Genomic DNA, 22,677 nt, shown 5'->3' on the forward strand with positions numbered 1-22,677 from the left:
GCTCAGTCCTCCTGTCGCTCGCGCAGGCGCAGGCACTGATGCCGGTGCAGGCCGAGGTTGACTTCATCCAGCAGCGCTTCGGCGAATACCAGGCCCCGCTGCGCCTCCGGGCTGGCACCCGCGGCAGTACCGCTGAAGTCGTCGACACGCAGACCGTCCGCCAGCGCTGGCGCTTCCACCAGCGTCCAGTCCAGTCCGCTGGCGTCGAGGCTACGACGCAGGCCGGCGCCGAGGGCTTCGTCCTCGGCATCGTCGGAGTCCACCAGCCACTGCCACTGACCGATCAGGAACAACCTCGGTACGCCGACGCTGCCCAGGCTCAGGGCGCCGTCGATCAGGCAGCCACATTGCACGGGCAGGTCTTCCTTGAGCTCGTCGCCAAGGCAGGCGAATACCACGTCGAGTCCGGCGATGGCACGGTTGACCGTCGGCACCGAATCGAGGCTGCCGAGCTTGCAGCGCAGGCCGGGGCGGGCAGTGATCCGGTTGAGGTCGTCGAGCAGCGCAGTGACTTCGTGCTGGCGGTGCAGCGCGGCGGCGATCAAGGCCTGGCCGAAGCTGTCCAGCGGCTGGAAGACCCCCAGTTTCAACCGCGGGGTTTCGAGGTTGTGCATGGCTGCCTCCTGGCGAGCAGCAAGAGATATACATATCGAAGGCGTCGTGACCGGTGAGTTCCAACGGCTTGATTGGCGTCAAGGGGGCGGGGCGGGCGTGGCGTTAGGCTTGCGCGCACAACAATGCCTGACCATCGGGGCCCCATGACCTATCCCTTGTTACTGACCCTGCACCTGTTCGCTGCGCTGGTGTTTATCGGCACGGTATTTTTCGAGGTGCTGTTTCTCGGCGGAATACGCCGGCAACTGCCCGACCGGCTGATGATGATCCTCGAGCATGCCATCGGTCAGCGCGCCCGGCAGGTGATGCCCTGGGTGCTGCTGGTGTTGTTCGGCGCCGGTATCGGGATGGTCCGCGAGCGTTATCTGCCGTTGCTGAAGGCACCCTGGGAGTCGTCGTTCGGCACCTTGCTGGCGTTGAAGATCACCCTCGGTGTCAGCGTGCTGGGGCACTTTCTCACCGCGCTCTGGCTGTTTCGCAGCGGACGGATGACAGCGCGAGCGGTGACGTTCATTCACGCCAGCGTCTTCACCCATCTGCTGGTGATCGTGTTGCTGGCCAAGGGCATGTTCTTTCTGAACTGGTAGCGCGGAGGGCACCATGCAAGTGATCGACCGCAACAAGGCGCTGGCCATCACACCGTTGCTGCGCCTGGCGTTCCGGCCGTTCTTCCTCGGTGGCAGCCTGCTGGCGCTGGTGGCGGTGCCCTTGTGGCTGATCGCCCTGGATGGCGGACTTGGCTGGCAACCGGCGGGCGGCTGGCTGGCGTGGCACCGGCATGAACTGCTGTTCGGCTTTGGCCTGGCGATCGTCGGCGGCTTCCTGCTCACCGCCGTGCAGACCTGGACCGGCCAGCCCGGGCTAAGTGGCAAACCGCTCGCAGCGCTGGTGCTGGTGTGGCTGGCGGGGCGCATCGCCTGGCTGGCCGATCTGCCGCTGCCCTTGTTGGTGGTGCTGGAACTGGGCTTTCCGTTGCTGCTGGCGTGGCTTATGGGCCGCACCCTTTGGCGGGCGCGGCAACGGCGCAATTACCCGCTGGTGGCGTTGTTGCTGCTGTTGAGCGGCGTGGATGCCATTGCCCTGGCTGGCATGCTCACCGGCAACGACGGCTGGCAGCGTCAGGGTGTGTTCGGCGGACTGTGGCTGGTGGCGGCGATGATGGGCCTGATCGGCGGACGGGTGATCCCGTTCTTCACCCAGCGCGGCCTGGGCCGCACCGAAGCGGTCAAGCCCTGGCCGTGGCTGGACTGGCTGTTGCCGAGCGTTTCGGCGCTGGTGGCGTTGCTGTACGCGACGGGGCCCGCGCTGTTGCCGTCGTTGGGGATCGGTGTGCTGTTCACCGGCCTGGCACTGGGCCACGGCATTCGCCTGGCGCGCTGGCAGGACCGCAGGCTGTGGCGGGTGCCGTTGCTGTGGTCACTGCACCTGGCCTACGCCTGGCTGGTGCCGGCGTGCCTGGGCATGGGGCTGTGGCATTTCGGCGTGGCGCTGAATCCGAGTCTGGCTGTGCATTGCCTGACGGTCGGTGCCATGGCCGGGTTGATCCTGGCGATGATCGCCCGAGTCAGCCTCGGCCATACCGGCCGGCCGCTGCAGCCGCCGGCGGGCATGGCGCTGGCATTCGTCCTGGTGAATGTGGCCGGGCTGACGCGGGTGTTCCTGGTGCCGTGGAATACCCATGCCGGCCTGGGGCTGGCAGCGCTGTGCTGGGCGCTGGCGTTTGCGCTGTTCGTCCTCGGGTATGGGGCGATGTTGATGCGCGGGCGGGTGGATGGGCAGCCGGGGTAGGGCGGGCTCCGTCTTCTCCTGCGCTGTTCGATGCGCCGCTCACGCGGCGCCTGACGCTGTGGTGATTATTGCGGGGCGAGGGATCAGAACAGATTCAGTGGGTACTCGGTAATCAACCGCACTTCATTGAAGTTCAACCCCCGGTCCGGACTGCGGAAGCTTGCCTGGCGCACCCGGAACGACAGGTCTTTGGCACTGCCCGACTGCACCACGTACTTCACGTCGATATCCCGCTCCCAGGCGCGGCCGTTGTCGGTCTGCGCGGTGTGGAAGTCGGTGCCGCGCAGGTAGCGGGTCATGAAGGTCAGCCCCGGGATGCCCAGGCCGGCGAAGTTGAAGTCGTAGCGCGCCTGCCAGGAGCGCTCGTTCTCGTAGTTGAAGTCCGAGTATTGCACCGAGTTGGCCAGGAACACGGTGCTGTTGCCATCCACCCCATAGGTGTAGTTGCCGCGTCCGCTGACCCGCTGGTGGGCAATCAGGAAACCGTGGGGGCCGGCACTCAGCGACGCTGCCAGGCTCCAGATCCGGTTGTCCAGGTCGCCGCCGCGGGCCTGGCCCTGGCTGCGGGTGTCGTAGCCGTTGAAGTCGAGCTTGAAGGCATAGCCCTCCGACAGCGGCATCACCGCCGTGGCGCCGAGGTAGTACTTGCGCCAGTAGTCATCGACATCCGAGTGATAGGCGCGCACGTTGAGGTTGCGGTTGATCTGATAGTCGGCGCCGATCAGGTCCAGGGCGGTCAGGCGGCCGCTGTCATGCTCGCTCTGGTCCCGGCTGCGCAGGGCGGTGAAGTGGCCGGCATGCACGGTCAGGCCGGTGATCTCCTTGCTGGTCAGCAGCCAGCCCTGGGTGGTCTCCGGCAGCAGGCGGTTGTCGCTGATGGCCAGCACCGGCAGGTTGGTCATCTGTTCGCCGTACTTCAGTTCGGTGGCCGAGAAGCGCGCCTTGATCGCCGCGCCGCCCTTGGAATAGCTGTCCTTGGCGCCGTCGCTGTCTTCTTCCAGCAGCAGCGTGCCGCCACCCTTGCGGCCGTTGCCGGTGTCCAGCTTGACCCCCAGCAGGCCGATGGCATCGACGCCGAATCCGACCGTGCCCTGGGTGAAGCCGGACTCGAAGGTGCCGATGAAACCCTGGGCCCATTCTTCGGAATAGTTCTGCGCAGTGCGATCATCGAGGAAGTTTCGGTTCATGTAGAAGTTGCGCGCCTTGATGGAGAAATGCGCGTCTTCGATGAAGCCGCCGCTCTCGGCGGCCTGGGCGCTCAACGGGATGACACAGGCCACTGCAAACAGGTTTTTCATTTTCATTATTGTGTTCCATGCAGATGCGCGCCTTCCGCCCGGCTGTCGAGAGCGGGTGCGCGGTTCAGGGGTCAAGGGGTTACGGCAGACGGGTTTTGCTGGGGCGTCGGACGGTCAGGCAGTTACCTCGCGGGGTGGGTTTTGTTCGGTGAACAGGGCGGCGGTGCGGTCGATCAGGCTTTTCTGGAATGCCAGGCTCTCGGCGTCCGGCTGCTGGGCCACGATCATCTCCAGCATCGGGTCCACCACTGCCGTGCGCACGCCGCTCAAGGCCTCGATCGTTGCCAGGCCGCAGAACGGCACATAGGCCTCGGCGTAACCGCCTTCGTGAACCAGCACCAGCCTGCCCTGGCACAGGCGTTGGGCGGCGTCCTTCACCAAGTGGGTCATTTCGCGGTAGCTGTCGCTGTGCAACAGCATGCGTCCCAGCGGATCCACACCGTTGGCGTCGTAGCCGCAGGCGACCAGGATCAGTTCCGGCGCAAAGGCCTCGAGCTCGGGGAGGACGATGCGCTCCATCGCATGCAAGTAGGCGTCGTGGCCGCTGCCCGGCGGCAGGGCGATATTGCGGTTGTAGCCACGGCCTTCGCCGCTGCCGGTGTCCTGCTCGCCGGTGTAGCCGCGCGGGTAGGCGCGTTGCTGATGGATCGAGATCGTCAGCACGTCGCTGCGCTCGTAATAGATCGCCTGGGTACCGTTGCCGTGGTGCACGTCCCAGTCCAGCACGGCGACGCGGCGCAGGCCGAAGCGCGCGCGGGCGTCCTCGATGGCGATGGCGATGTTGTTCAGGTAGCAGAAGCCCATGGCCTGGTCCGGCAGGGCATGGTGGCCGGGTGGACGGCTCAGCACATAGGCGTTGTCGCAATCGCCCTGCAGCACCTGTTGCATCGCCGCGCATACCAGCCCGGCCGAAACCCGGGCGATGTCGTAGGTGGCCGGGCCGACCGGCGCGCTCGGGGCGAGCGGGCCGCCGCCGCGTTCGCACAGGGCCTTGAAGCGCTGCAGGTATTCACCGGTGTGGACGCGGAGCATCTGTTCCATGGAGGCCGGTTCGCCACCCAGCAGGGTCAGCGAGCGGCTCAGTCCGGACACGTCCATCAGGTTTTTCAGGCGGCGCTTGGATTCCGGCGATTCGGCGTGGGCCGAACCGGACGGCGGCTCGACCCAGCCGCCCACCGGCAGGGTCAGGGCGAACAGGCCGCCGCTGTGCCAGAAGCAGTGTTCGTCGTAGAAAAATCGGGTGCGGGTCATGGTCTTTCCTTGTCGGGACAATCAATCAGGACGCCAGCGGCGCATGGGGCAGGGACTGGGGGCCGGGACGAACCCGCGCCATCACCAGAGCGGCGACGAAGGTCAGCGCGGCGAGGATGTACAGGCCGTATTCCAGGTGGCCGCTGGCCTGCTTGACCCAGCCCATCATGAACGGACTGGCGTAGCCGCCGAGGTTGCCGACGGTGGTCATCAGGGCGATACCGGCGGCGGTGGCACTGCCGGTCAGCAGGGTGCCGGGGATCGCCCACAGCACGTTGAACGCCGACAGGCTGCCGGCCATGGCAATGCACAGGCTGAACAGGCAGAGGAAGGGTGAGTCATGCAGCGCGGCACTGAGCACCAGGCCGAGACAGGCGGCGAGGATCGACAGCGACGCATGCCAGCGACGTTCGCGGGTGCGGTCCGAATGCTTGCCGACGATCAGCATGCACACCGAGGCCACGGCGAAGGGCAGGGCGGAGATCAGCCCGGTCTGCAGCAGCGATTGCTCGCCCAGGCTGCGATTGATCTGCGGCAGCCAGAACGACACACCGTAGGTGCCGCAGAGCAGGGCGAAGTTGACGAACACCAGGCTCCACACCCCGCGATGACGGAAGGCGCTGGCGAAGGTGTGGGTGGCGCCGGCCTGCTCGTGGCTCTGGCGCTGGCGCTCGAGGTCGGCGACCACCTTGGCGTTCTGTTGCGGCGTCAGCCAGTGGGCCTTGCCAGGACGGTCGTCGAGGTAGAAGAACACGGCGATGCCGAGGAACACCGCCGGCAGGCCTTCCAGCAGAAACAGCCATTGCCAGCCGGCCAGCCCGGCCATGCCGGCGAAGGTCTGCATGATCCAGCCCGACAGCGGCCCGCCCAGCACGCCGGCGATACCCACGCCCAGGCTCAGGCAGGCAAGGCCCTGGGACTGGGCGTAGGACGGCAGCCAGTAGGTCAGGTAGAGCACCACGCCAGGGTAGAACCCGGCCTCGGCCACCCCGAGCAGAAAGCGCAGGATGTAGAACGACGTGGGGCTGGAGACGAACATCATCGAGGTGGAGATCAGGCCCCAGACCACCATGATGCGGGTGATCCACAGCCGTGCGCCGACCTTCTGCAGCATCATGTTGCTGGGGATCTCGAACAGGCAGTAACCGATGAAGAACACCCCGGCGCCGAAGCCGAAGGCCATGTCGCTGAGGCCGATGTCGGCGGCCATCTGCAGCTTGGCGAAGCCGACGTTGACCCGGTCGAGGAAGGCGACCACGTAGAGCACGAAGAGGAACGGCAGGATGCGCCAGGCGATGCGGTTGTAGAGCACGCAATCGGCATCGTTGCTGAAGGTCGAGCGGGAAATGAGGTTCATTGTGGCTCTCTGGAGTTATGGGGCAGCCGCTCCGTCAGTGGAGAGGATGCGCGTGTTGTTGGCAGTGAGCGGTGGAGCGGTCGGGTGTTTCTTTGTTCTTTTTATAGAAACACTGTTTCTTTGGTTGGTCGATGCTAGTGAGGTGAGGGAAGCGCTGTCAAGGCGTGCCTCTTCATTTTTTGGCACCCGCTTTCGTGGAGCAAAGCATCACGATTCGATGTGGCCGGACCTGTGGGAGCTTGCTCCCACAGTGACCAGTACTCTGCGCGGCAGCGCGGCGCCAACGCTGCGGGTGCTTCTGACGAGCGAAGGGTTCAGCGCCTGGTCAGCGACCGCGACAACAGCAGCAACAGCGAGGCGAACACCACCATGATCGTCGCCGCCGACAGCAGCACCGGGCTCAAGGCTTCGCGGGCGGTGGTGAACATCTCCCGCGGCAAAGTGCGCTGGTCAGGGCCGGCGAGGAACAGGGTGACCACCACCTCGTCCAGCGAGGTGGCGAAGGCGAACAACCCGCCGGAAATCAGCCCTGGCGAGATCAGCGGCAAGGTCACCTTGCGCAGGGTCATCCAGGGCGTTGCGCCCATGCTCGCCGCGGCCCACAACAGGCGCTGGTTCAATCCGCCCAGCGCCGAACCGACGTTGACCACCACGAAGGGCACCGCCAGGGTGGTGTGGGCCAGGACCAGGCCGGGGAAGGTGCGGGTGAGGCCGGCGCTGGAGAACACGAAGTACATGCCCACCCCGACGATCACCGCCGGCACGATCATTGGCGCGATCAGCAGCACCTCGATCAGCCGTTTGCCGGGCATCGACGGGTGTCGCAGCCCCAGCGCCGCCAGGCCACCCAGCACCACCGCGAGGACGGTGCTGGTGACGGCGATGGCGAAACTGTTGAACAGCGCACCCAGCCACTGCGGCGAGGTGAAGAACGCCTCGTACCAGTGCAGGGTGAACTGCCCCAGGGGCAGCGACATATAGCGGCTGTCACTGAACGACAGCGGCAGCACCACCAGAATCGGCAGCAGCAGGAACGCCAGCACCAGCCAGCCGCCGAGGGACAGGCCGAGGTTGCCGAACCAGGCCAGCGGCCCGCGATTGGGATTGCGGATCATCGGTTCACTCCTTCGCTGCCGCGACGGGCCAGGTGGGACTGGATCAGGTAGAGCAGGGTGGTCGCCACCAGCAGCACCAGGCCGAGGGCCGAGGCCAGGCCCCAGTTGAGGGTGCCGGTGGTGAACTGGGCGATGTAGAAGCTGATCATCTGGTCGGCCGGACCGCCCAGCAGCGCCGGGGTGATGTAGAAGCCGAGGGTGACGATGAACACCATCAGCGCCCCCGCTGCCAGCCCCGGCAGCACCTGCGGCAGGTAGACCTGGAAGAACACCCGCAACGGCCGCGCCCCCATGGAGTAGGCCGCCTGCACCAGCAAGCGGTTGCAGCCGGCCATGGCCGCCAGCAGCGGGAACACCATGAACGGCAGCATCACATGCACCAGCGCGAGGATCACGCCGAAGCGGTTGTAGAGCAGGTGCACGGGGCTGTCGATCAGGCCCAGGCGCAGCAGCAGGGCGTTGACCATGCCTTCGTCCTGCAGCAGCACCATCCAGGCGGTGGTGCGCACCAGGATCGAGGTCCAGAACGGCAGCAGGATCATCAGCAGCAGGATGTTGCGGGTGCGCGGCGTGCGTCGGTCGAGAAATACGCACAGCGGAAATGCCAGCAATACGCAAAGCAGGGTGGTCATCGCGGCGATGCCGAAGGTGCGGCCGAGGATCGAGCGGTACAGGCCCGCTTCATCCTTGGCCACGAGCCCCTGCTGGTAGTCGTACTTCACATCCAGGGCCGACAGCAGGTGGTAGCTGCCCACGGGGCCGGCGGCGCGCTTGAAGGTCTGCCAGGTGGCGTTGTCCAGCCAGCGCGGGTCCAGCGCGCCGAGGGAGGCGGCGCTGCCGTCGAGGCGCCCGGCCTCGCGCTTGGCGGTCATCAGCAGCGGGCGCAAGGCTGGTGCTTCATAGGCCAGGCGCCGGGCGGCGGCGGCCAGGTCGCGCGGGCTGACGCTGCGCAGGTCGTCGACCAGCGGCCCGAACAGACGCTCGTCCGGCGCCGAGGTGCCGTCCCAGGCGGCGACCGCCTGGGCGGTGGCCGGCAGGGCCTGGGGCAGTTCGGTATCGGCCACGGCGCGCCACAGCAGCGTGCCGATCGGGCCGACAAAGGTCAGCAGCAGGAACACCACCAGCGGCGCCAGCAGCCCGTAAGCCCGCCACAGGGCGGCGCGGTCCTTGCGCGCGACCACGGCGTGCGGGGTGTCGAGGGCGATTGCACTCATGTCCAGTCCTCGCTCGGGATCAGCGGGCCGCCCAGGCGGTCCACTTGGCGTTCAGTTCGTCGATGCGGTCGACCCAGAAGCCGTCGTTCAGCACCAGCACGTTGGCGGCGTTCTGCGGTGCGCTTGGCGAGTCGGCCAGTGCGGCGGGGTCGGTGTCGGCAATGCCCTGCACCGAGGTGATACCGGTAGGCTGCAGCGCCGGCCAGGCTTTCTGGTGTTCGCCCTTGCCCATCACGTCCAGCAGGCCGTAGGCCTGATCGACATTCGGCGAGTTGGCGAGGATCACCCAGCTGTCCATGGTCTGCAGCGACTGGTTCCAGACCAGGCCGAAGGGCTTGTGGTCCTGGCGGATGGCATTGGTCACCCGGCCGTTGTAGGAGGTGGTCATGGCCACTTCACCGGACGCCAGCAGTTGCATGGGCTGGCCGCCGGCCTTCCAGAACAGCAACTGGCCCTTGATGCTGTCGAGCTTCTTGAAGGCGCGCTCCACGCCGCCGGGGGTGTTGAGGGTCTTGTACACATCGGCGGGTGCCACGCCGTCGGCCATCAGGGCGATTTCCAGATTGCCTTTGGGGCCCTGGCGCAGGGCGCGCTTGCCGGGCAAGGTCTTGGTGTCGAAGAAATCTGCCCAGCCGGTCGGGGCGCGGGCGACCTTGCTGGTGTCGTAGCCGAGAACGAAGTTGTAGACGGCGTTGCCCACGCCGCATTCGCTCACCGCGCTGGGAATGTAGTTGTCCTTGCCGCCGATGCGCTTGTAGTCCAGTGGCACGAACAGCCCTTCACCGCAGCCCAGTTGCAGGTCCTCGGCTTCTACCTGAACCAGGTCCCAGCCGCTGTCGGCGCCCTCGGCGCGGGTGCGCAACAGGCCGATACCGCCCTCCCAGCTGTCCTCCACTACCTTGTTGCCGCTGGCCTGGCTATAGGGCTGGAAGAAGATCTTGCGCTGTACGTCCTGATAGGCGCCGCCCCAGGAGGCGACAGTCAGGTCGCGGGCCTGGGCGGTGCCGGCGAGCAGGGCGAGGCCGCACAGGGCCAGGGTAAAACCGCGGACGCTACGGGGTGTATTCATGATGTGACTCCAAGCCTTTGGAATGATTGTTCGTTGGCAGTTCAGAGAAACTCGGGGCGCTTGTTGTTGTGGTGTTCGATCAGCGCAGAATCAGGGTGTGTGCCGCCGGCAATGCCAGCGCGACCGTCTCGCCGGGCAGGGGCGCCGCGCGTCCGAGGCTGCCGGGGTTGTAGGTCATCGCCAGCTCGGTGCCGCGGGGCATGCGCAGGCGCAATTTGCAGTGGGCACCATGGAAGATGCTGTCGATCACGCAGGCGTTGACTGAAGCGTCCGCCGTTGTCGCCAGGTGCAGGTTTTCCGGGCGGATCGCCAGCGCAGCGGCCTCGCCGATGGCCAGCGTGTCGTCGGTGCAGGCCGCTTCGTGCAGGGTGCCGCTTTCATCCAGGCGCACCAGTGCCGTGCCGGCAGCGCGGGAAACGACGGTGCCCTCCAGCAGATTGGTCTCGCCGAGGAAGTTGGCGACGAAGCGCGTTGCCGGGCGGCTGTAGAGCACCTGCGGGCGATCGATCTGGGCGATCTTGCCTTCGTTGAACACGGCCACCCGGTCGGACAGGGTCATGGCTTCGTCCTGGTCGTGGGTGACATAGACGAAGGTGATGCCCAACTGTTTATGGATGGCCTTCAGTTCCAGTTGCATGTGCTCGCGCAACGCCTTGTCCAGTGCGCCCAGCGGTTCGTCCATCAGCAGCACCCGCGGCCGGTACACCAGCGCCCGGGCCAGTGCCACCCGTTGTTGCTGGCCGCCGGACAACTGGCCGGGCCGGCGATCGGCGAAGCCGTCCAGGCGTGCCAGGGCCAGGGCTTCCTCGACCCGGGCACGGGCTTCGGCGGCCGGGACCTTGCGCAGGTTCAGCGGGAAGGCGACGTTCTGCGCCACGCTCATGTGCGGGAACAGCGCGTAGCTCTGGAACACCACGCCCATGTCGCGTTTGTAGGCGGGCAGTTTGCTGATGTCGTTGCCGTCCATGAGGATGCGGCCGCGGTCCGGGGCATCGAAGCCGGCCAGCATCATCAGCGTGGTGGTCTTGCCCGAGCCGCTGGGGCCCAGCAGCGACAGGAACTCGCCCTGGCGGATATCCAGGTGCAGGTCGTTGACCACCCAGGAACGTTCGTCGTAGGTCTTGTGGACCTGCTCGAAACGCACCAGCACCGGGGCGTTGGACGGGTTCGGGTCAACGATGGCGGGCGGAGGCATATCGGCCTCTGGCAGTGGACGAAGGGTCTGGAGGTTCATGGACGGATACCTGCCAGCACTTCGTCCAGCGCCTCGCTCAACGCTTTGAGAATAGTCTGGATCTGGTCGGCATCGATGATCAGCGGCGGAGCCATGACCAGGGTGTCACCCAGGGCGCGCAGGAGAATGCCGTTGCGCTGCAGCACGTTGCTGACCTGCTGGGCGATCTTCAGTTCGGGGGCGAAGGGTTGGCGGGTGTCCTTGTCGGCAACGAACTCCAGCGCCGCCATCAGCCCGATGCCACGGGCGTCGCCCACCAGCGGGTGACTGGCCAGGGCCTGGATGCCGGCCTGGAAGGCGGGGGCGACTTCGCGCACCTGGGCGACGATGTCCAGTTCGTCGTACAGGCGCAGGGTTTCCAGCGCTACCGCCGCCGTCACCGGATGGCCGCCGTAGGTGTAGCCGTGGCCGAGCCCGCCGAGGGCCTGGCTCTGGTCGGCGATCACCTGGTAGAGGCGGTCGCTGATCAACAGTGCGGAAATCGGCTGGAAGGCGGCGGACAGCCCCTTGGCGCAGGTCAGCATGTCCGGCTCGATGCCCATGGCCTGGCAGCCCCAGTAGTGCCCCGTGCGACCGAAACCACAGATCACTTCGTCGGCCACCAGCAGGATGTCGTACTTGCGCAGCACCGCCTGGACTTTGGCGAAGTAGCCGGCCGGCGGCAGGATCACGCCACCGGTACCCATCACCGGCTCTGCGAAGAAGGCACCGATGGTGTCGGGGCCGGCGTCGAGGATGGTCTGTTCCAGTTCTTCGGCGAGGCGGGTAGCGAAGGCCTCCTCGCTTTCGCCCGGCAGGCCCTGACGATACAGGTGCGGGCAGCGCACGTGGATCACGTCGGCCAGTGGCTCGCCCCAACCGTTGTGCATGTTGGGCAGGCCGGTAAGGCTGGCGGCAGCCAGGGTGGTGCCGTGGTAGCTGCGCTGGCGGGCGATCAGGCGGTGCTTGCCGGGCTTGCCGATGGCGTTGTGGTAATAGCGGACGAACTTGATGGCGGTGTCCACCGCTTCGGAGCCGGAACTCTGGAACACCACCTTGTCCAGCCCGGCGGGGGCGCGGGCGATCAGCGCCTGGGCCAGGTCGGCGGCCGGGCCGTGGCTGCGGTGGGCGAAGGTCTGCTGGTAGGGCAGCTTGAGCAGTTGCTCGTAACCGGCCTGCGCCAGGCGCGGCTGACTGAAGCCCAGGGTGGCGCACCACAGGCCCGACATCCCCTCGATGAAGCGCTGGCCGTGCTCGTCGAACACATAGATCCCCTCACCGCGCTCCATCACCAGCGGGCCTACCTGTTCGTGCAGGCGAAGGTTGGTCTGGGGGTGGAGATGGTGGGCGATATCTCGTTGGGCCAGATCCGAACCGCGAGCAATCATGACGTCTTCCTCTCGTTGTGCTGTATGCGTATGCGTTACACGGTTCTATTTCTACGACCATTTTCACGGGTCGTCAAATGTTTTGTGTTTCGCAGAAAGGAACAGTGTTTCTCTATTGTTGATGGGGACATGCTTCCAGCGTGGCTGGACGCTTGATCTTCAGGCGCTTGAGAATGTGCTGGCGTGCACCTGACTGGCTGGTGAAAAATCACCAGAAACCCTTCAGGAACCAAACTGCAAAAAACAGTCCATGGAAAACATCTGTTTCGCCTGTGCGAACAGAGGCTTTATCTGAGCACCGCTTCCGGCTACTCTCTTCCCCATGAACCACAGCAAGGACCTTCGATGAGCGAAGAAGCAAGACAAGGTGGCGTCAGATCGGTGCAACTGGCACTGGATGTGCTCGAACGGGTGGCCGGTGCCGATGATGAAATCGGTGTCAGCGAGCTGGCGGTGCAACTGGGCACGACCAAGGGCTCGGTGTTCCGCCACCTGAAAACCCTGGTCGATCGCGGCTATCTGAGCCAGAACCCGCAGAACTCGCGCTACCGCCTGGGCATCCAGGCCTATGTGCTGGGGCGGGTGGCGGCGAGCGGGGTGGATGTACTGAGCGCTTCGGCCGATGCCATTCGTGATCTGCGCGACGAGCTGGGGCTGTCGGTGGTGCTTTCAGTGCTGCAGGGCCGTCGCCTGATGGTGGTGGAAACCCAGCTGGGCAAGTCCACCCTTGAAATCGGCGTGCGCCACGGCACCGAACTGCAACTGCACTGCAATGCCCAGGGCAAGGTGGCGCTGGCGTTCGCCCGGCACTTGAAGGTCGAGCAACTGGGCGCGCCGTTACCGGCAGTGACGCCGTTCACCCTCACCGACCCACGGCAACTGGCGCAGCAAGTGGAGCAGGCCCGCGAACAGGGCTGGGCGGCGGCGATCGAGGAAGAGACCCAGGGCATCTCGGCCATCGCCGCGCCGATCATGGGCATCAACGGCGAGCTGATTGGCACCCTGGCGCTGGTGGCGACCGTGCAGGACATCAGGCGCGAGGTCGATCCGGAGCAGGTGCGGGCGCTGAAGAAGGCGGCGCTGCGGACCTCATGGAACATGGGTTTCAAGGGCGAGTTCTGATCCGCATGCCAGATGCGCCGGGGAGGGAGCCCCGGACCGCGACAAACGTCTGCCACGGTCCGGGGCCAGGTTCAGCGAAGGGTCAGGCTGCTGGCGTCGGCGCGTATTTGATGTAGAACAGGATGTTGGCGTTGATCGGCCGCGTTTCGACATCCCCGCCGCCTACTACAGGCGCCTGGGCACCATCCCATTCCGCCACGCTGCTGCACCAGATGGCCGCGGCGTTATCCGCATCGTCCGTCGGCATGTGGTCGATGGGGCCGGTGATGTCGCCGGTTTTGGGGCGTCCCGTGGCATAGCCTTGCAATGAGCCTACGGCGCGCGCCGCGCCAACCGGGTCGCGGTTGGCACCGTGATCGGCGCCCCTGAGGAAATAACCCCGGTAATCAGGAATGTTGAAGGACTCGTTCATGCCGTCGGTGATGGCCATTGCGAGTTCGGGATACAGAGCGCTCTGGACGCTGGCTCCGTCACACAGAAGCCACTGCAGGCCTGACGGAGGGACATTTCCCGGGAACCCGATGACCGCGCCGATAGGGAATATGTCTCCGTCGTTTTTGTCGGCAGTGCCCAGTACGTAGTAATCGACGGCGATGTTCACCGGGCGTGACTCCGGGTCGCCACCACTGGCGGTGAACGACACAGGGGTGCTGTTCTGGTTCCACTCGGCGTTATCGTGCCCCGCGCAGTGATCCGAAGTTTTTTCCGAGTTGCCTAGGTTGACGGTGATCGTGAACGGGTTGACGGGGGCTGCAGTCGCCCAGTCCTGGATCGATCCCACGGCGTTTCCTGTTGCGCCGCCCGTGGCCATCGCCGTTCGCGACTGTGCTTCGGGGTCGCGCCCGGCTCCGTTGTCCACGCCTCGCAGGAAGCGCCCCCGATAGTCAGGCACGCAGTAGCCGATGTTGCTGCCGCCGTGGGTTATTCCGATAGCCTCGAACAGGTCCGGGAACATGGCATTGAAATAGTACTTGCCGTTACATGAGGCGAAGGCCGCCAGGTTCGGGCTGCCCGAGCCATCCGTGCCGGCGAAGGCCACGACAGCGCCGGTCGGCAGCGCGGCAGTGTCGACCAGCTTGATAATGAAATTGACGTAAGCGTTGACCGGCCTCGTTTCGGCGTCGCCACCCCCGTTGGACGAAAAGGTCTCGGCGCCACCGGGTTCGAGCATGTCCGCGTTCGTCCCGCTGTAGGCATCGTGGTCATCGGTGGGGACGTGGGGCACCAGGGCATTGAACGGCGTGTTCGGGGTGGCCGTGGCAAAGGACTGCACACTGCCGACACGCGCCCCTGTAGCGGCACCGCTGAGGGGTGCTGTGCGGTTGGCCGCGTTCTTGTCGACCGTGCCGGCCGGGTCGACGCCGCGCAGGAAATAGCCCTGGTAGTCCGGGATATTGAAGTAGCTGTTGCCATTGCCGCCGTTGCAAGTACCGAGCGCCGCGAACAGTTCGGGATATGATGAGGTCGATAACTCGCTGCCATCACATATCGACCAGCCCAGTTCGGCGAGTTGAGCGTTGTCCAGCTTGCCGGCATATGGAGGAACGGTGCCGACCGGCACGGAAAGTCCCTGGTTACTCATATGTTGCTCCTCTTGAGGACGGCACTGGCCGCCCGTTACGTCAAAGCGAACCACCCGAAGTTTCAGGTTCGAGCGGACGCGCTGGGTCAATAGCCAACTTCTGAAAGTTGATCTTTCCAGATCCGAAATTCGATCGAACGTAATGCCGGGCATAGTTGCAGTAACGATTGAGGCGGTGTTCCGGATTGATCCATTTCAGGCCGGAACAGCACTCTCTCGTTGCACTTCGACACGCGCAGCCGTGTTGGCCGCATCGGGCATCCCGACGGTGCGTGTCACTGCATTGCCCTGAGTAAGCGAGATCAGTCTGGCATGGCGTAGTGGCACTTGAATATCACTGGAATCAGGTAATCGAGCGCCACTTCATCCGAATGGGTCATGAGAGGCTTGCATCCTGCTCGTTGCCGAAATACTGTATGGATATTCAGTGTTTCGAGGGCGCGGCCCATGCAACTCATCGCCAAGCTCGGCATCCTTGCCGATGCCGCCAAATACGACGCCTCCTGCGCCAGCAGCGGTGCGCCCAAGCGCAGCTCGAAGGGCCGTGACGGGCTGGGCGCCACCAACGGCATGGGCATCTGCCACAGCTACACCCCCGACGGCCGTTGCGTATCGCTGCTCAAGGTGCTGCTGACCAATTTCTGCCTGTACGACTGCCAGTACTGCGTCAACCGCCGCTCCAGCAATGTGCCCCGGGCGCGCTTCTCGCCCGAGGAAGTGGTGCGCCTGACCCTGGACTTCTACCGTCGCAACTGCATCAGCGGGCTGTTCCTGAGCTCCGGTATCATCCGTTCGGCGGACTACACCATGGAGCAACTGGTGCGGGTGGCGCGGCTGCTGCGCGAAGAACACAACTTCCGCGGCTACATCCACCTCAAGACCATTCCCGACGCCGACCCGCTGCTGATCGAGGAAGCCGGGCGCCTGGCCGACCGGCTCAGCGTCAACATCGAGCTGCCCAGCGACGCCAGCCTCAAGCGCCTGGCGCCGGAAAAACAGATCACCACCATCCGCCAGGCCATGGGCACCATTCGCCAGGGGCAACTGGCAGTCGCTGGCGAGGCGAGGGCGCCGCGCTTCACGCCGGCAGGGCAGAGCACCCAGATGATCGTCGGCGCCGATGCCTCCGATGACCGCACCATCCTGCGCAATGCCGAGTCGCTGTATCAGGGCTACGGCCTCAAGCGCGTCTACTACTCGGCGTTCAGCCCGATCCCCGACAGCCCCGACAGCGTGCCCCTGGCGGCACCGCCGCTGCTGCGCGAGCACCGCCTGTACCAGGCCGATTTCCTCATGCGCGGCTACGGCTACAAGGCGGGCGAGCTGCTCAGCGAGGCGAGCAACCTGGCGCTGGACATCGACCCCAAGCTGGCCTGGGCGCTGTCCAATCGCGAGGTCTTCCCGGTCGATATCAACCGCGCCGAACCGGCATTGCTGGCGCGGGTGCCGGGTATCGGCCTGCGCAGCGTGCAGCGTCTGGTGGCGCTGCGCCGCGAGCGGCGGGTGCGCTACGACGACCTGATCCACTTGCGTTGCGTGCTGGACAAGGCGCGGCCGTTCATCGTCACCAGCGACTACCGACCGGCGTTGGCGGAGGTGCGCAGCGGCCTGCTGCGGGCGCGCCTGCGTGAACCCCAGGCGCCCGTGCAGATGGGGTTGTGGGGATGATCGCGCTGGATTGCGACGACCGCTTCGAGACTTGGCGCGAGCAGGCGCGGACCTTGCTCGGCCATGGCATCGACCCCGCAGAAGTGACCTGGAGCCAGGGCCCGATTCACGACTTGCTGGCCACGCCCGAGGGTTTGCCCGAAGGCCCCGGTCCGTTCAAGGCCAGGGTGCCGGCGGAGTTGCTGGCGCAGTTGCAGCTGGCTGGCCGGTATCGCGGCGAGCAGCGCTGGAGCCTGCTTTACGAGGTGCTGTGGCGGGTGGCCCATGGCGATCGGACGGCCATGCTCGCGGGTGACCGCCTGGGCAGCGAGTTGCAGCGGCGGATCAAGCAGGTCACCCGTGAGGCTCATCACCTGCATGCCTTCGTGCGTTTCGTGCCGTTGCCACCAGCGCTGGCGGAAAGGCTGCAACTGGACCTGGTGGCCTGGCATGAGCCGGCCCACGACATCCTCGACAGTGCCAGCGGCCATTTCGCCGACCGCCTCGGCCGGCAGCGCTGGCTGATCGCCACGCCCCGGGACGGTATCCGTTTCGATGGCGAGGCGCTGGACCATCGCCGCCAGTGTCCCGAAGACTGGCGCCAATGGGCGCAACACGCCGACGACCCTGACGCCGAACTCTGGCGCACCTACTACCGGCATACGTTCAACCCGGCGCGGGTCAATCCCGATGCCCTGCGCCAGCACATGCCGGGGCGCTTCTGGCGCAACCTGCCCGAAGGCGACCTGATTCCGCGCCTGGTGGGGCAGGCCCGCCAAGGCAAGCAGCGCGATGGACAGGCCCAGGAAGTGGCCGAACGCAGCGGCAAGAAGATCCTCGCTGCGGTTTCAACTGAGAGGTAAGCCCATGCACAAAGCCGACCGTCTGTTCCAGTTGGTCAACCTGATCCGGGTGCACCAGCCCATCACCGCCGAGCGGCTGGCCGAGCGCATCGGGGTATCGGTCCGCTCGATCTACCGCTACATCGACGACCTGTCCCTGAGTGGGGTGCCGGTCTATGGCACCACCGGGGTCGGCTACGCCCTGGATGCCGGCTTCGAGATGCCGCCACTGCGCCTGAGCCGCATCGAGGTGGATGCGCTGATGCTGGGCATGGAAATGCTCGCCGGCAATGCCGACAACGAACTGGCCGGTGCCGCCCGCACGCTGCTGAGCAAGGTGTCCGCCAGCTCGCCGCAGCAGGCCGTCGATCCGCAGCAGAGTCCGATCCGGGCCCTGGGCACCACCAGTGTCACGACCCGCGGTCACCTCAGCACACTGCGCCAGGCCATCGAGCACAAGCGGGTGTTGCAGATCACCTACACCAGTCTCGACGGCGAGGTTTCGCGGCGAACGATCCAGCCCATCGGTCTGTTCTACTGGGGTGGCAAGTGGACGGTCGGCAGCTGGTGCAATACCCGTGCGGCCTACCGCGATTTCCGGGTTGACCGCATCGCGTCCATTTTCACCAGCGACGAGCCGTGGCGCGACAGCCCGCATATTGCCCTGCGCACCTACATGCGCCATCAATCCGGCAACGGGCGTACTGACAGCACGCTGTCAGGATGACCCCTGCACACTGGCGCTTCCTCACACCCAGGGAAGTCCCGTATGCCTCATCCAGATCATGTACTCGAACTCGCCATCTTCACCGTCAAGCCGGAGTACATCGCGCAGATGCCCGAACTACGCGACGGCCTGCGCGAAGCACTGAAAAGCTTCCCCGGCCTGATCGCCTACCGCGGCTACTGCCCGATGGCCGACCAGCGCACCTTCGTCGATATCGCCGAGTGGCAAACCTATGAACATGCCGCCGATGTCGCCAGGGCCTTCAATGAAGGCGACCCGCGTTTTTCCGCATATATGGCGGCCATTGAAAGTCTGTCGTTCATGAACCATTTCGTGCCTGAGTTCACGCAATAAGGTGCGTCTTGCGATGGCGCATCAATCCGTTGTTGCGCCGTCCTGAAATAGCGTTGACTCATATAAAAGCCCGCTTTAATTCGCAACGAACTTACCTCGCCCCACACCGGACAAACGGCGTGAAATTTTCCGCAAAACCCCCTGTTATCAGGCTTTCTGACAGCTAGTATCAAGAATCCTGATACTCCTTAAACACACCCTGTTTTCGTGATCAAGCAGCCGTACACTCGATCGTACTCCGGCAGAAAAACAAACGTGCGCCGGTCCACAACATACAAGAACAAGTGGAGATACGAATGAGTAAGCCAGTGTCGTTCGAAGATCTTCCGTTGAGCCGTTTTCATATCCGGACGGTATTCAGCGGAACAGGAGGACAGTTCAGCGACGGATTCGTGCTTGGCATTATCGGTATTGCCGTCAGCATGGCGGCCGGCCCCCTGCAACTGACCGCACTGTGGATGGGGCTGCTCGGCGCCGCCTCGCTGGCGGGGCTGTTTCTCGGCAGCCTGTTCGCCGGTCCCCTGGCCGACAAGTTCGGTCGCCGCACCATCTTCGCGTGGGACATGCTGCTGTTCGCGGTGATCTCCGCGTCGCAGTTCTTCGTCACCTCCCCGGAGCAGCTCCTGGCCCTGCGCCTGCTGCTTGGCCTGGTGTTGGGCTTCGATTACGTGGTCAGCAAATCATTGGTGACCGAGTTTGCGCCACGGCGTTATCGCGGGCGTCTGCTCAGCGTGCTGGCGGCGGCCTGGGCGGCGGGTTATGTGGCAGCGTACCTGGTGGGCTTCGCCATCCGTGATATCGGCCCGGACGCCTGGCGTCTGATGCTCGCCCTCAGCGGCGTGCCGGCCTTGCTGATCCTGCCGTTGCGCCTGGGCGTGCCGGAGTCGCCGATCTGGCTGATGGCCAAGGGGCGCAGTGCCGAGGCGCTGGCCATCGTCCACGCCAAATTCGGTCCCCACGTCACCTTGCCGGCCGTGGCACCTGCCGCGCCGAAGAAACGCGGCAACTTCAGCGAACTGTTCAGCCCGCGCTGGCGCAAGAACACCCTGGTCGGTTGCGTGTTCTACACCTGCCAGGTGATCCCGTTCTTCGCCCTCGGCACCTTCTCGCCCAAGGTGCTGGAAGCCCTGAACGTGCAGGACAAGTTCGTCGGTGGCCTGGTCTACAACGTGCTGCTGATGCTGGGTGCGTTGCTGGGCCTGCTGATCATCGACCGTATCTCGCGCCGGGCTTTCCTGGTGGGCACCTTCTACCTCAGCGCCATCGGCCTGGCGGTGCTGGCCTACGGAGGTTTCGGGCCGCTGGGCACCATCCTCGCCTTCGGCTTCTTCGCCTGTGTTCTGGCGGCGGCGGTGAACCTGGAATTCGTCTATCCGCCGGAGCTGTTCCCGACTCACCTGCGTGCCTCCGGCATCGGCATGGCCGTCGCCGCCAGCCGTTTCGGCTCGGCCTTTGCCACCTTCCTGCTGCCGATCGCCGTGCAGCACCTGGGCATCCACACCGCCCTGGGCGTCTGCGTCGGCGTGTTGCTGGTCGGTGGTGTGTTCTGCCACCTGTTCGCACCTGAAACCAGCAAGGAAGACCTCGCCGCCGTGGCGCCGGAAGGCGAGGGCAATGCCGAGGCGGCGAGTGTCGCCCTGGCCGGACGCAAGTAACGGCTGAACCCCTAAAGGAGAATTCCCATGTCATCCAGCAAGCTCATCGATATGTACGCGGTGCAGGTGTTCGTCGCCGTCGCCGAGGAAGGCAGCATGTCGGGTGCGGCGGCGCGCATGGGGATTTCCCAGTCGGGGGTGTCGCAGATGGTCCGGCAATTGGAGGAAGAGCTGGGCGTGGTGCTGGTGGACCGGGCGACCCGTCCACTGACCCTGACGCCTTTCGGCCTCGCCCTGCGCAACCGCGGCGCGATCCTCAGCGAGGAGCTGTGCAACCTCAAGGCTCAGGTGCTGGATGCCGGACGCGGGGTCAAGCCCGACCTGCGCATCGGCCTGGTGGATTCCTTTGCCGCCACCTGCGGTTCGGCGTTCACCCGGCAGATGCTCCAGCGGGTTTCGCAACTGTCGGTGCGCACCGGCCTCAGCCCGCAGCAGGGCGAGTCGTTGCTGCGCCGCGACCTGGACCTGATCGTCACCAGCGATCCGCTGATGGATGCCAACGACGTCATCCGCTACCGGCTGTTTTCCGAGCGCTATTTCGTCATCACGCCGAAGGCGCTGGGCAAATCGCTGGGCAGCCTGGATGACGTCCGCGCATTGGCCAACGTGCTGCCGGTAGTGCGTTTCAACCGTTTGTCCCAGGTGGGACTGCAGATCGAGCGCCACCTGCGCGGGTTGAACATCCGCGTGCCCATCCGGCTGGAACTGGACAACGCCGACGCCCTGACCGCGATGGTCGCCGAGGGCATCGGCTGGGCCGTGACCAGCCCGATGTGTTTTCTCCAGGCCTGCACCTGGGTGGAAAACGTCAACGCGCACCTGGTGCCGGAACTGGGGCTTGAGCGGTCCCTGTACCTGGTGGCCAGGCGCAACGAATACAGCGCTTTCTTCGCCGATGCCTGCGAGACGGCGCGAACAGTCATCAAGGACGCCTTCCTGCCACGGCTTGCCGCCCTGGGCAAAGGCGTCGAAACACTAGTCAACTTCGATGAGGAAGATTCCCGTGAGTACTTTTGATCGCGCCGACGTCAGGGTCGAGCAGGACTATGTTGGCCAGGTGAGCATCCCGACCGGGAAGCTCTATGGTGTCAACACCGTGCGTGGCTTCGACAACCTGAGCGTGTCGCCGCTGACCGTGGCCCATTACCCGGCCTTCCGCGATGCCTTCGCCCAGTGCAAATGGGCCGCAGCCCTGGCCAACCTCGACTGCGGCGTGATTGCCGGCGCCCAGAGCGAAGCCATCGTCCTGGCCTGCCAGGACATCATCGCCGGCAACTGCGACGACTCGCTGATCGTCGATCTGCTGGAAGGCTCCGGCGGTACCTCCACCAACATGAACTTCAACGAGGTGGTGGCCAACCGCGCGCAGTTGTTCATGGGGCATCCGGCCGGCAGCTACGAGGTGGTCCACCCCAATGATCACGTCAATGCTTCGCAATCCACCAACGACGTCTACCCGGCGGCGCTGAAGATCGCCACCCACGCCATGCTTGGCGGCCTGATCGTCGAAGTTGAAAAGCTCGGCGCGCAGTTCGATGCCAAGGCCGCGCAGTTCGCCGACATCCTCCACCTTGGTCGCACCTGCCTGCAGGACGCCCAGCCGATGCGCCTGGGGCAGTTGTTCTCGGGCTATGCCGCGCTCACCCATCGCCTGGCGGCGGAGCTGGTGACCGTGCGCGACAAGCTGCGCACCCTGCCACTGGGCGGCACCGCCATCGGCACCGGCTTCGGTGCGCCGGCGGCCTATCGTGGGCAGGTTTACCGGCATCTGGTGCAGGTCACGGGCGTCGAGTACCAGGCGCCAGACAACGCCTTCGATGCCATGCAGAACATGGACGTGTTCTCCCGCGTCTCCGCCGAGCTGCGTACCTGCTCGGCGGCCCTGGCGAAGATCGCCACCGACCTGACCAAACTGTCCTCGGGCCCGGTGGGTGGCATTGGCGAGCTGAAACTGCCGGAGGCCCAGGCGGGCTCCTCGATCATGCCGGGCAAGGTCAACCCGGTACTGCCGATGGCGATGATCCAGCTCAGCTTCGCGGTGATCGGCAACGACGTGGCCGTGGCCCAGGCGGTGCAGGCCGGTGAGCTGGAGATCAACCACTTCGAGCCGGTGGTGGCGTCGCGGGTGTTCGACAGCATCACCTTGCTGACCCAGGGCATCCAGCGGTTCCGCGAGAAATGCGTCGCCGGCATCCAGGCCGACGAAGCACGCAATCTCCAGCACCTTACCGAGTCCATGGCGGTGGCCACCGCGCTGGTACCGCGTCTTGGCTACGCCCAGGTCAGCAAGCTGGCGCGCCAGTCGGTGAACGAAGGGCGCTCGCTGCTGACGATCATGGCCGAGTCCGGCGTGATGACCGAGGCCGAGGCGATGGCGGCGATCGAGAAGACCTCGCGGCCGGTATTCGAAGGCTGAAGCAGTGAACAGCGGGGCGGTGCA

20 protein-coding genes are annotated in these 22,677 nt (G+C 65.4%); 10 read left to right on the forward strand and 10 right to left on the reverse strand.

Features of this window, described 5'->3' with window-relative positions; all coding sequences use genetic code 11:
* Positions 1–2 precede the first annotated feature (2 nt).
* The gene (locus AC05QJ_RS14370; RefSeq protein ID WP_476747483.1) at positions 3–614 is read right to left on the reverse strand and encodes an NAD(P)H-binding protein; all 612 of its coding nucleotides are present in this window, start codon (positions 612–614) and stop codon (positions 3–5) included.
* A 144-nt stretch (positions 615–758) separates the two neighbouring features.
* On the opposite strand from AC05QJ_RS14370, the gene AC05QJ_RS14375 reads away from it, so the two are divergent.
* Together AC05QJ_RS14375 and AC05QJ_RS14380 are read left to right on the forward strand one after the other, a co-directional pair.
* Positions 759–1,202, forward strand: coding sequence for a CopD family copper resistance protein (locus AC05QJ_RS14375; RefSeq protein ID WP_476747484.1), 444 nt, complete (start codon positions 759–761; stop codon positions 1,200–1,202).
* 13 nt (positions 1,203–1,215) lie between these two features.
* Entirely contained in the window at positions 1,216–2,403 is a 1,188-nt protein-coding gene (locus tag AC05QJ_RS14380) for an NnrS family protein (protein ID WP_476747485.1), read from the forward strand.
* Positions 2,404–2,486: 83 nt separating this feature from the next.
* On the opposite strand, the gene AC05QJ_RS14385 is transcribed toward AC05QJ_RS14380, so the two are convergent.
* The 8 genes from AC05QJ_RS14385 to AC05QJ_RS14420 all read right to left on the reverse strand — a co-directional run bounded on the left by AC05QJ_RS14385 (position 2,487) and on the right by AC05QJ_RS14420 (position 12,308).
* Positions 2,487–3,707, reverse strand: coding sequence for an OprD family porin (locus AC05QJ_RS14385; RefSeq protein ID WP_476747486.1), 1,221 nt, complete (start codon positions 3,705–3,707; stop codon positions 2,487–2,489).
* A 108-nt stretch (positions 3,708–3,815) separates the two neighbouring features.
* The gene (locus AC05QJ_RS14390; protein WP_476747487.1) at positions 3,816–4,952 is read right to left on the reverse strand and encodes a class II histone deacetylase; all 1,137 of its coding nucleotides are present in this window, start codon (positions 4,950–4,952) and stop codon (positions 3,816–3,818) included.
* Positions 4,953–4,977: 25 nt separating this feature from the next.
* Complete coding sequence (locus tag AC05QJ_RS14395) at positions 4,978–6,309, reverse strand: MFS transporter (RefSeq protein ID WP_476747488.1); 1,332 nt, start codon at positions 6,307–6,309, stop codon at positions 4,978–4,980.
* A 314-nt stretch (positions 6,310–6,623) separates the two neighbouring features.
* Positions 6,624–7,421, reverse strand: a complete 798-nt coding sequence (locus tag AC05QJ_RS14400; protein WP_476747945.1) for an ABC transporter permease — start codon at positions 7,419–7,421, stop codon at positions 6,624–6,626.
* Positions 7,421–8,638 carry an ABC transporter permease gene (locus tag AC05QJ_RS14405; RefSeq protein WP_476747489.1) on the reverse strand — a complete coding sequence of 406 codons (1,218 nt, stop codon included), beginning with the start codon at positions 8,636–8,638 and terminating at the stop codon, positions 7,421–7,423. The genes AC05QJ_RS14400 and AC05QJ_RS14405 overlap by 1 nt, the downstream gene beginning before the upstream one ends.
* A 19-nt stretch (positions 8,639–8,657) precedes the next feature.
* Positions 8,658–9,707, reverse strand: a complete 1,050-nt coding sequence (locus tag AC05QJ_RS14410; RefSeq protein ID WP_476747490.1) for an ABC transporter substrate-binding protein — start codon at positions 9,705–9,707, stop codon at positions 8,658–8,660.
* A gap of 79 nt (positions 9,708–9,786) precedes the next feature.
* Complete coding sequence (locus AC05QJ_RS14415) at positions 9,787–10,941, reverse strand: ABC transporter ATP-binding protein (RefSeq protein ID WP_476747491.1); 1,155 nt, start codon at positions 10,939–10,941, stop codon at positions 9,787–9,789.
* Positions 10,938–12,308, reverse strand: a complete 1,371-nt coding sequence (locus tag AC05QJ_RS14420; RefSeq protein WP_476747492.1) for an aminotransferase — start codon at positions 12,306–12,308, stop codon at positions 10,938–10,940. Before AC05QJ_RS14420 ends, AC05QJ_RS14415 begins: the two co-directional genes overlap by 4 nt.
* Positions 12,309–12,653: 345 nt before the next feature.
* Between AC05QJ_RS14420 and AC05QJ_RS14425 the strand changes: the two genes are divergently transcribed.
* A complete protein-coding gene (locus tag AC05QJ_RS14425; RefSeq protein ID WP_476747493.1) occupies positions 12,654–13,430 on the forward strand; it encodes an IclR family transcriptional regulator in 777 nt (258 codons plus the stop codon).
* An 82-nt stretch (positions 13,431–13,512) separates the two neighbouring features.
* Here the strand turns inward: AC05QJ_RS14425 and AC05QJ_RS14430 are convergent, their stop codons facing one another.
* Entirely contained in the window at positions 13,513–15,012 is a 1,500-nt protein-coding gene (locus tag AC05QJ_RS14430) for a tail fiber protein (protein WP_476747494.1), read from the reverse strand.
* 447 nt (positions 15,013–15,459) lie between these two features.
* On the opposite strand from AC05QJ_RS14430, the gene AC05QJ_RS14435 reads away from it, so the two are divergent.
* The 7 genes from AC05QJ_RS14435 (at position 15,460) to AC05QJ_RS14465 (ending at position 22,653) form a co-directional block, all read left to right on the forward strand.
* Positions 15,460–16,680, forward strand: coding sequence for a putative DNA modification/repair radical SAM protein (locus tag AC05QJ_RS14435; protein WP_476747495.1), 1,221 nt, complete (start codon positions 15,460–15,462; stop codon positions 16,678–16,680).
* Positions 16,671–17,522: a TIGR03915 family putative DNA repair protein gene (locus tag AC05QJ_RS14440; protein WP_476747496.1), complete on the forward strand. Its 852-nt coding sequence runs from the start codon at positions 16,671–16,673 to the stop codon at positions 17,520–17,522. Before AC05QJ_RS14435 ends, AC05QJ_RS14440 begins: the two co-directional genes overlap by 10 nt.
* Positions 17,523–17,526: 4 nt before the next feature.
* Positions 17,527–18,228, forward strand: a complete 702-nt coding sequence (locus tag AC05QJ_RS14445) for a helix-turn-helix transcriptional regulator (protein WP_476747497.1) — start codon at positions 17,527–17,529, stop codon at positions 18,226–18,228.
* A 42-nt stretch (positions 18,229–18,270) separates the two neighbouring features.
* A complete protein-coding gene (locus AC05QJ_RS14450; protein WP_476747498.1) occupies positions 18,271–18,582 on the forward strand; it encodes a hypothetical protein in 312 nt (103 codons plus the stop codon).
* A 296-nt stretch (positions 18,583–18,878) separates the two neighbouring features.
* Positions 18,879–20,237 carry an MFS transporter gene (locus AC05QJ_RS14455; RefSeq protein WP_476747499.1) on the forward strand — a complete coding sequence of 453 codons (1,359 nt, stop codon included), beginning with the start codon at positions 18,879–18,881 and terminating at the stop codon, positions 20,235–20,237.
* A 27-nt stretch (positions 20,238–20,264) separates the two neighbouring features.
* Positions 20,265–21,254, forward strand: coding sequence for a LysR family transcriptional regulator (locus AC05QJ_RS14460; protein ID WP_476747500.1), 990 nt, complete (start codon positions 20,265–20,267; stop codon positions 21,252–21,254).
* Positions 21,241–22,653, forward strand: a complete 1,413-nt coding sequence (locus tag AC05QJ_RS14465) for an aspartate ammonia-lyase (RefSeq protein WP_476747501.1) — start codon at positions 21,241–21,243, stop codon at positions 22,651–22,653. Before AC05QJ_RS14460 ends, AC05QJ_RS14465 begins: the two co-directional genes overlap by 14 nt.
* Positions 22,654–22,677: the final 24 nt, after the last annotated feature.

It is taken from the genome of Pseudomonas sp. TUM25319, from assembly GCF_056388475.1.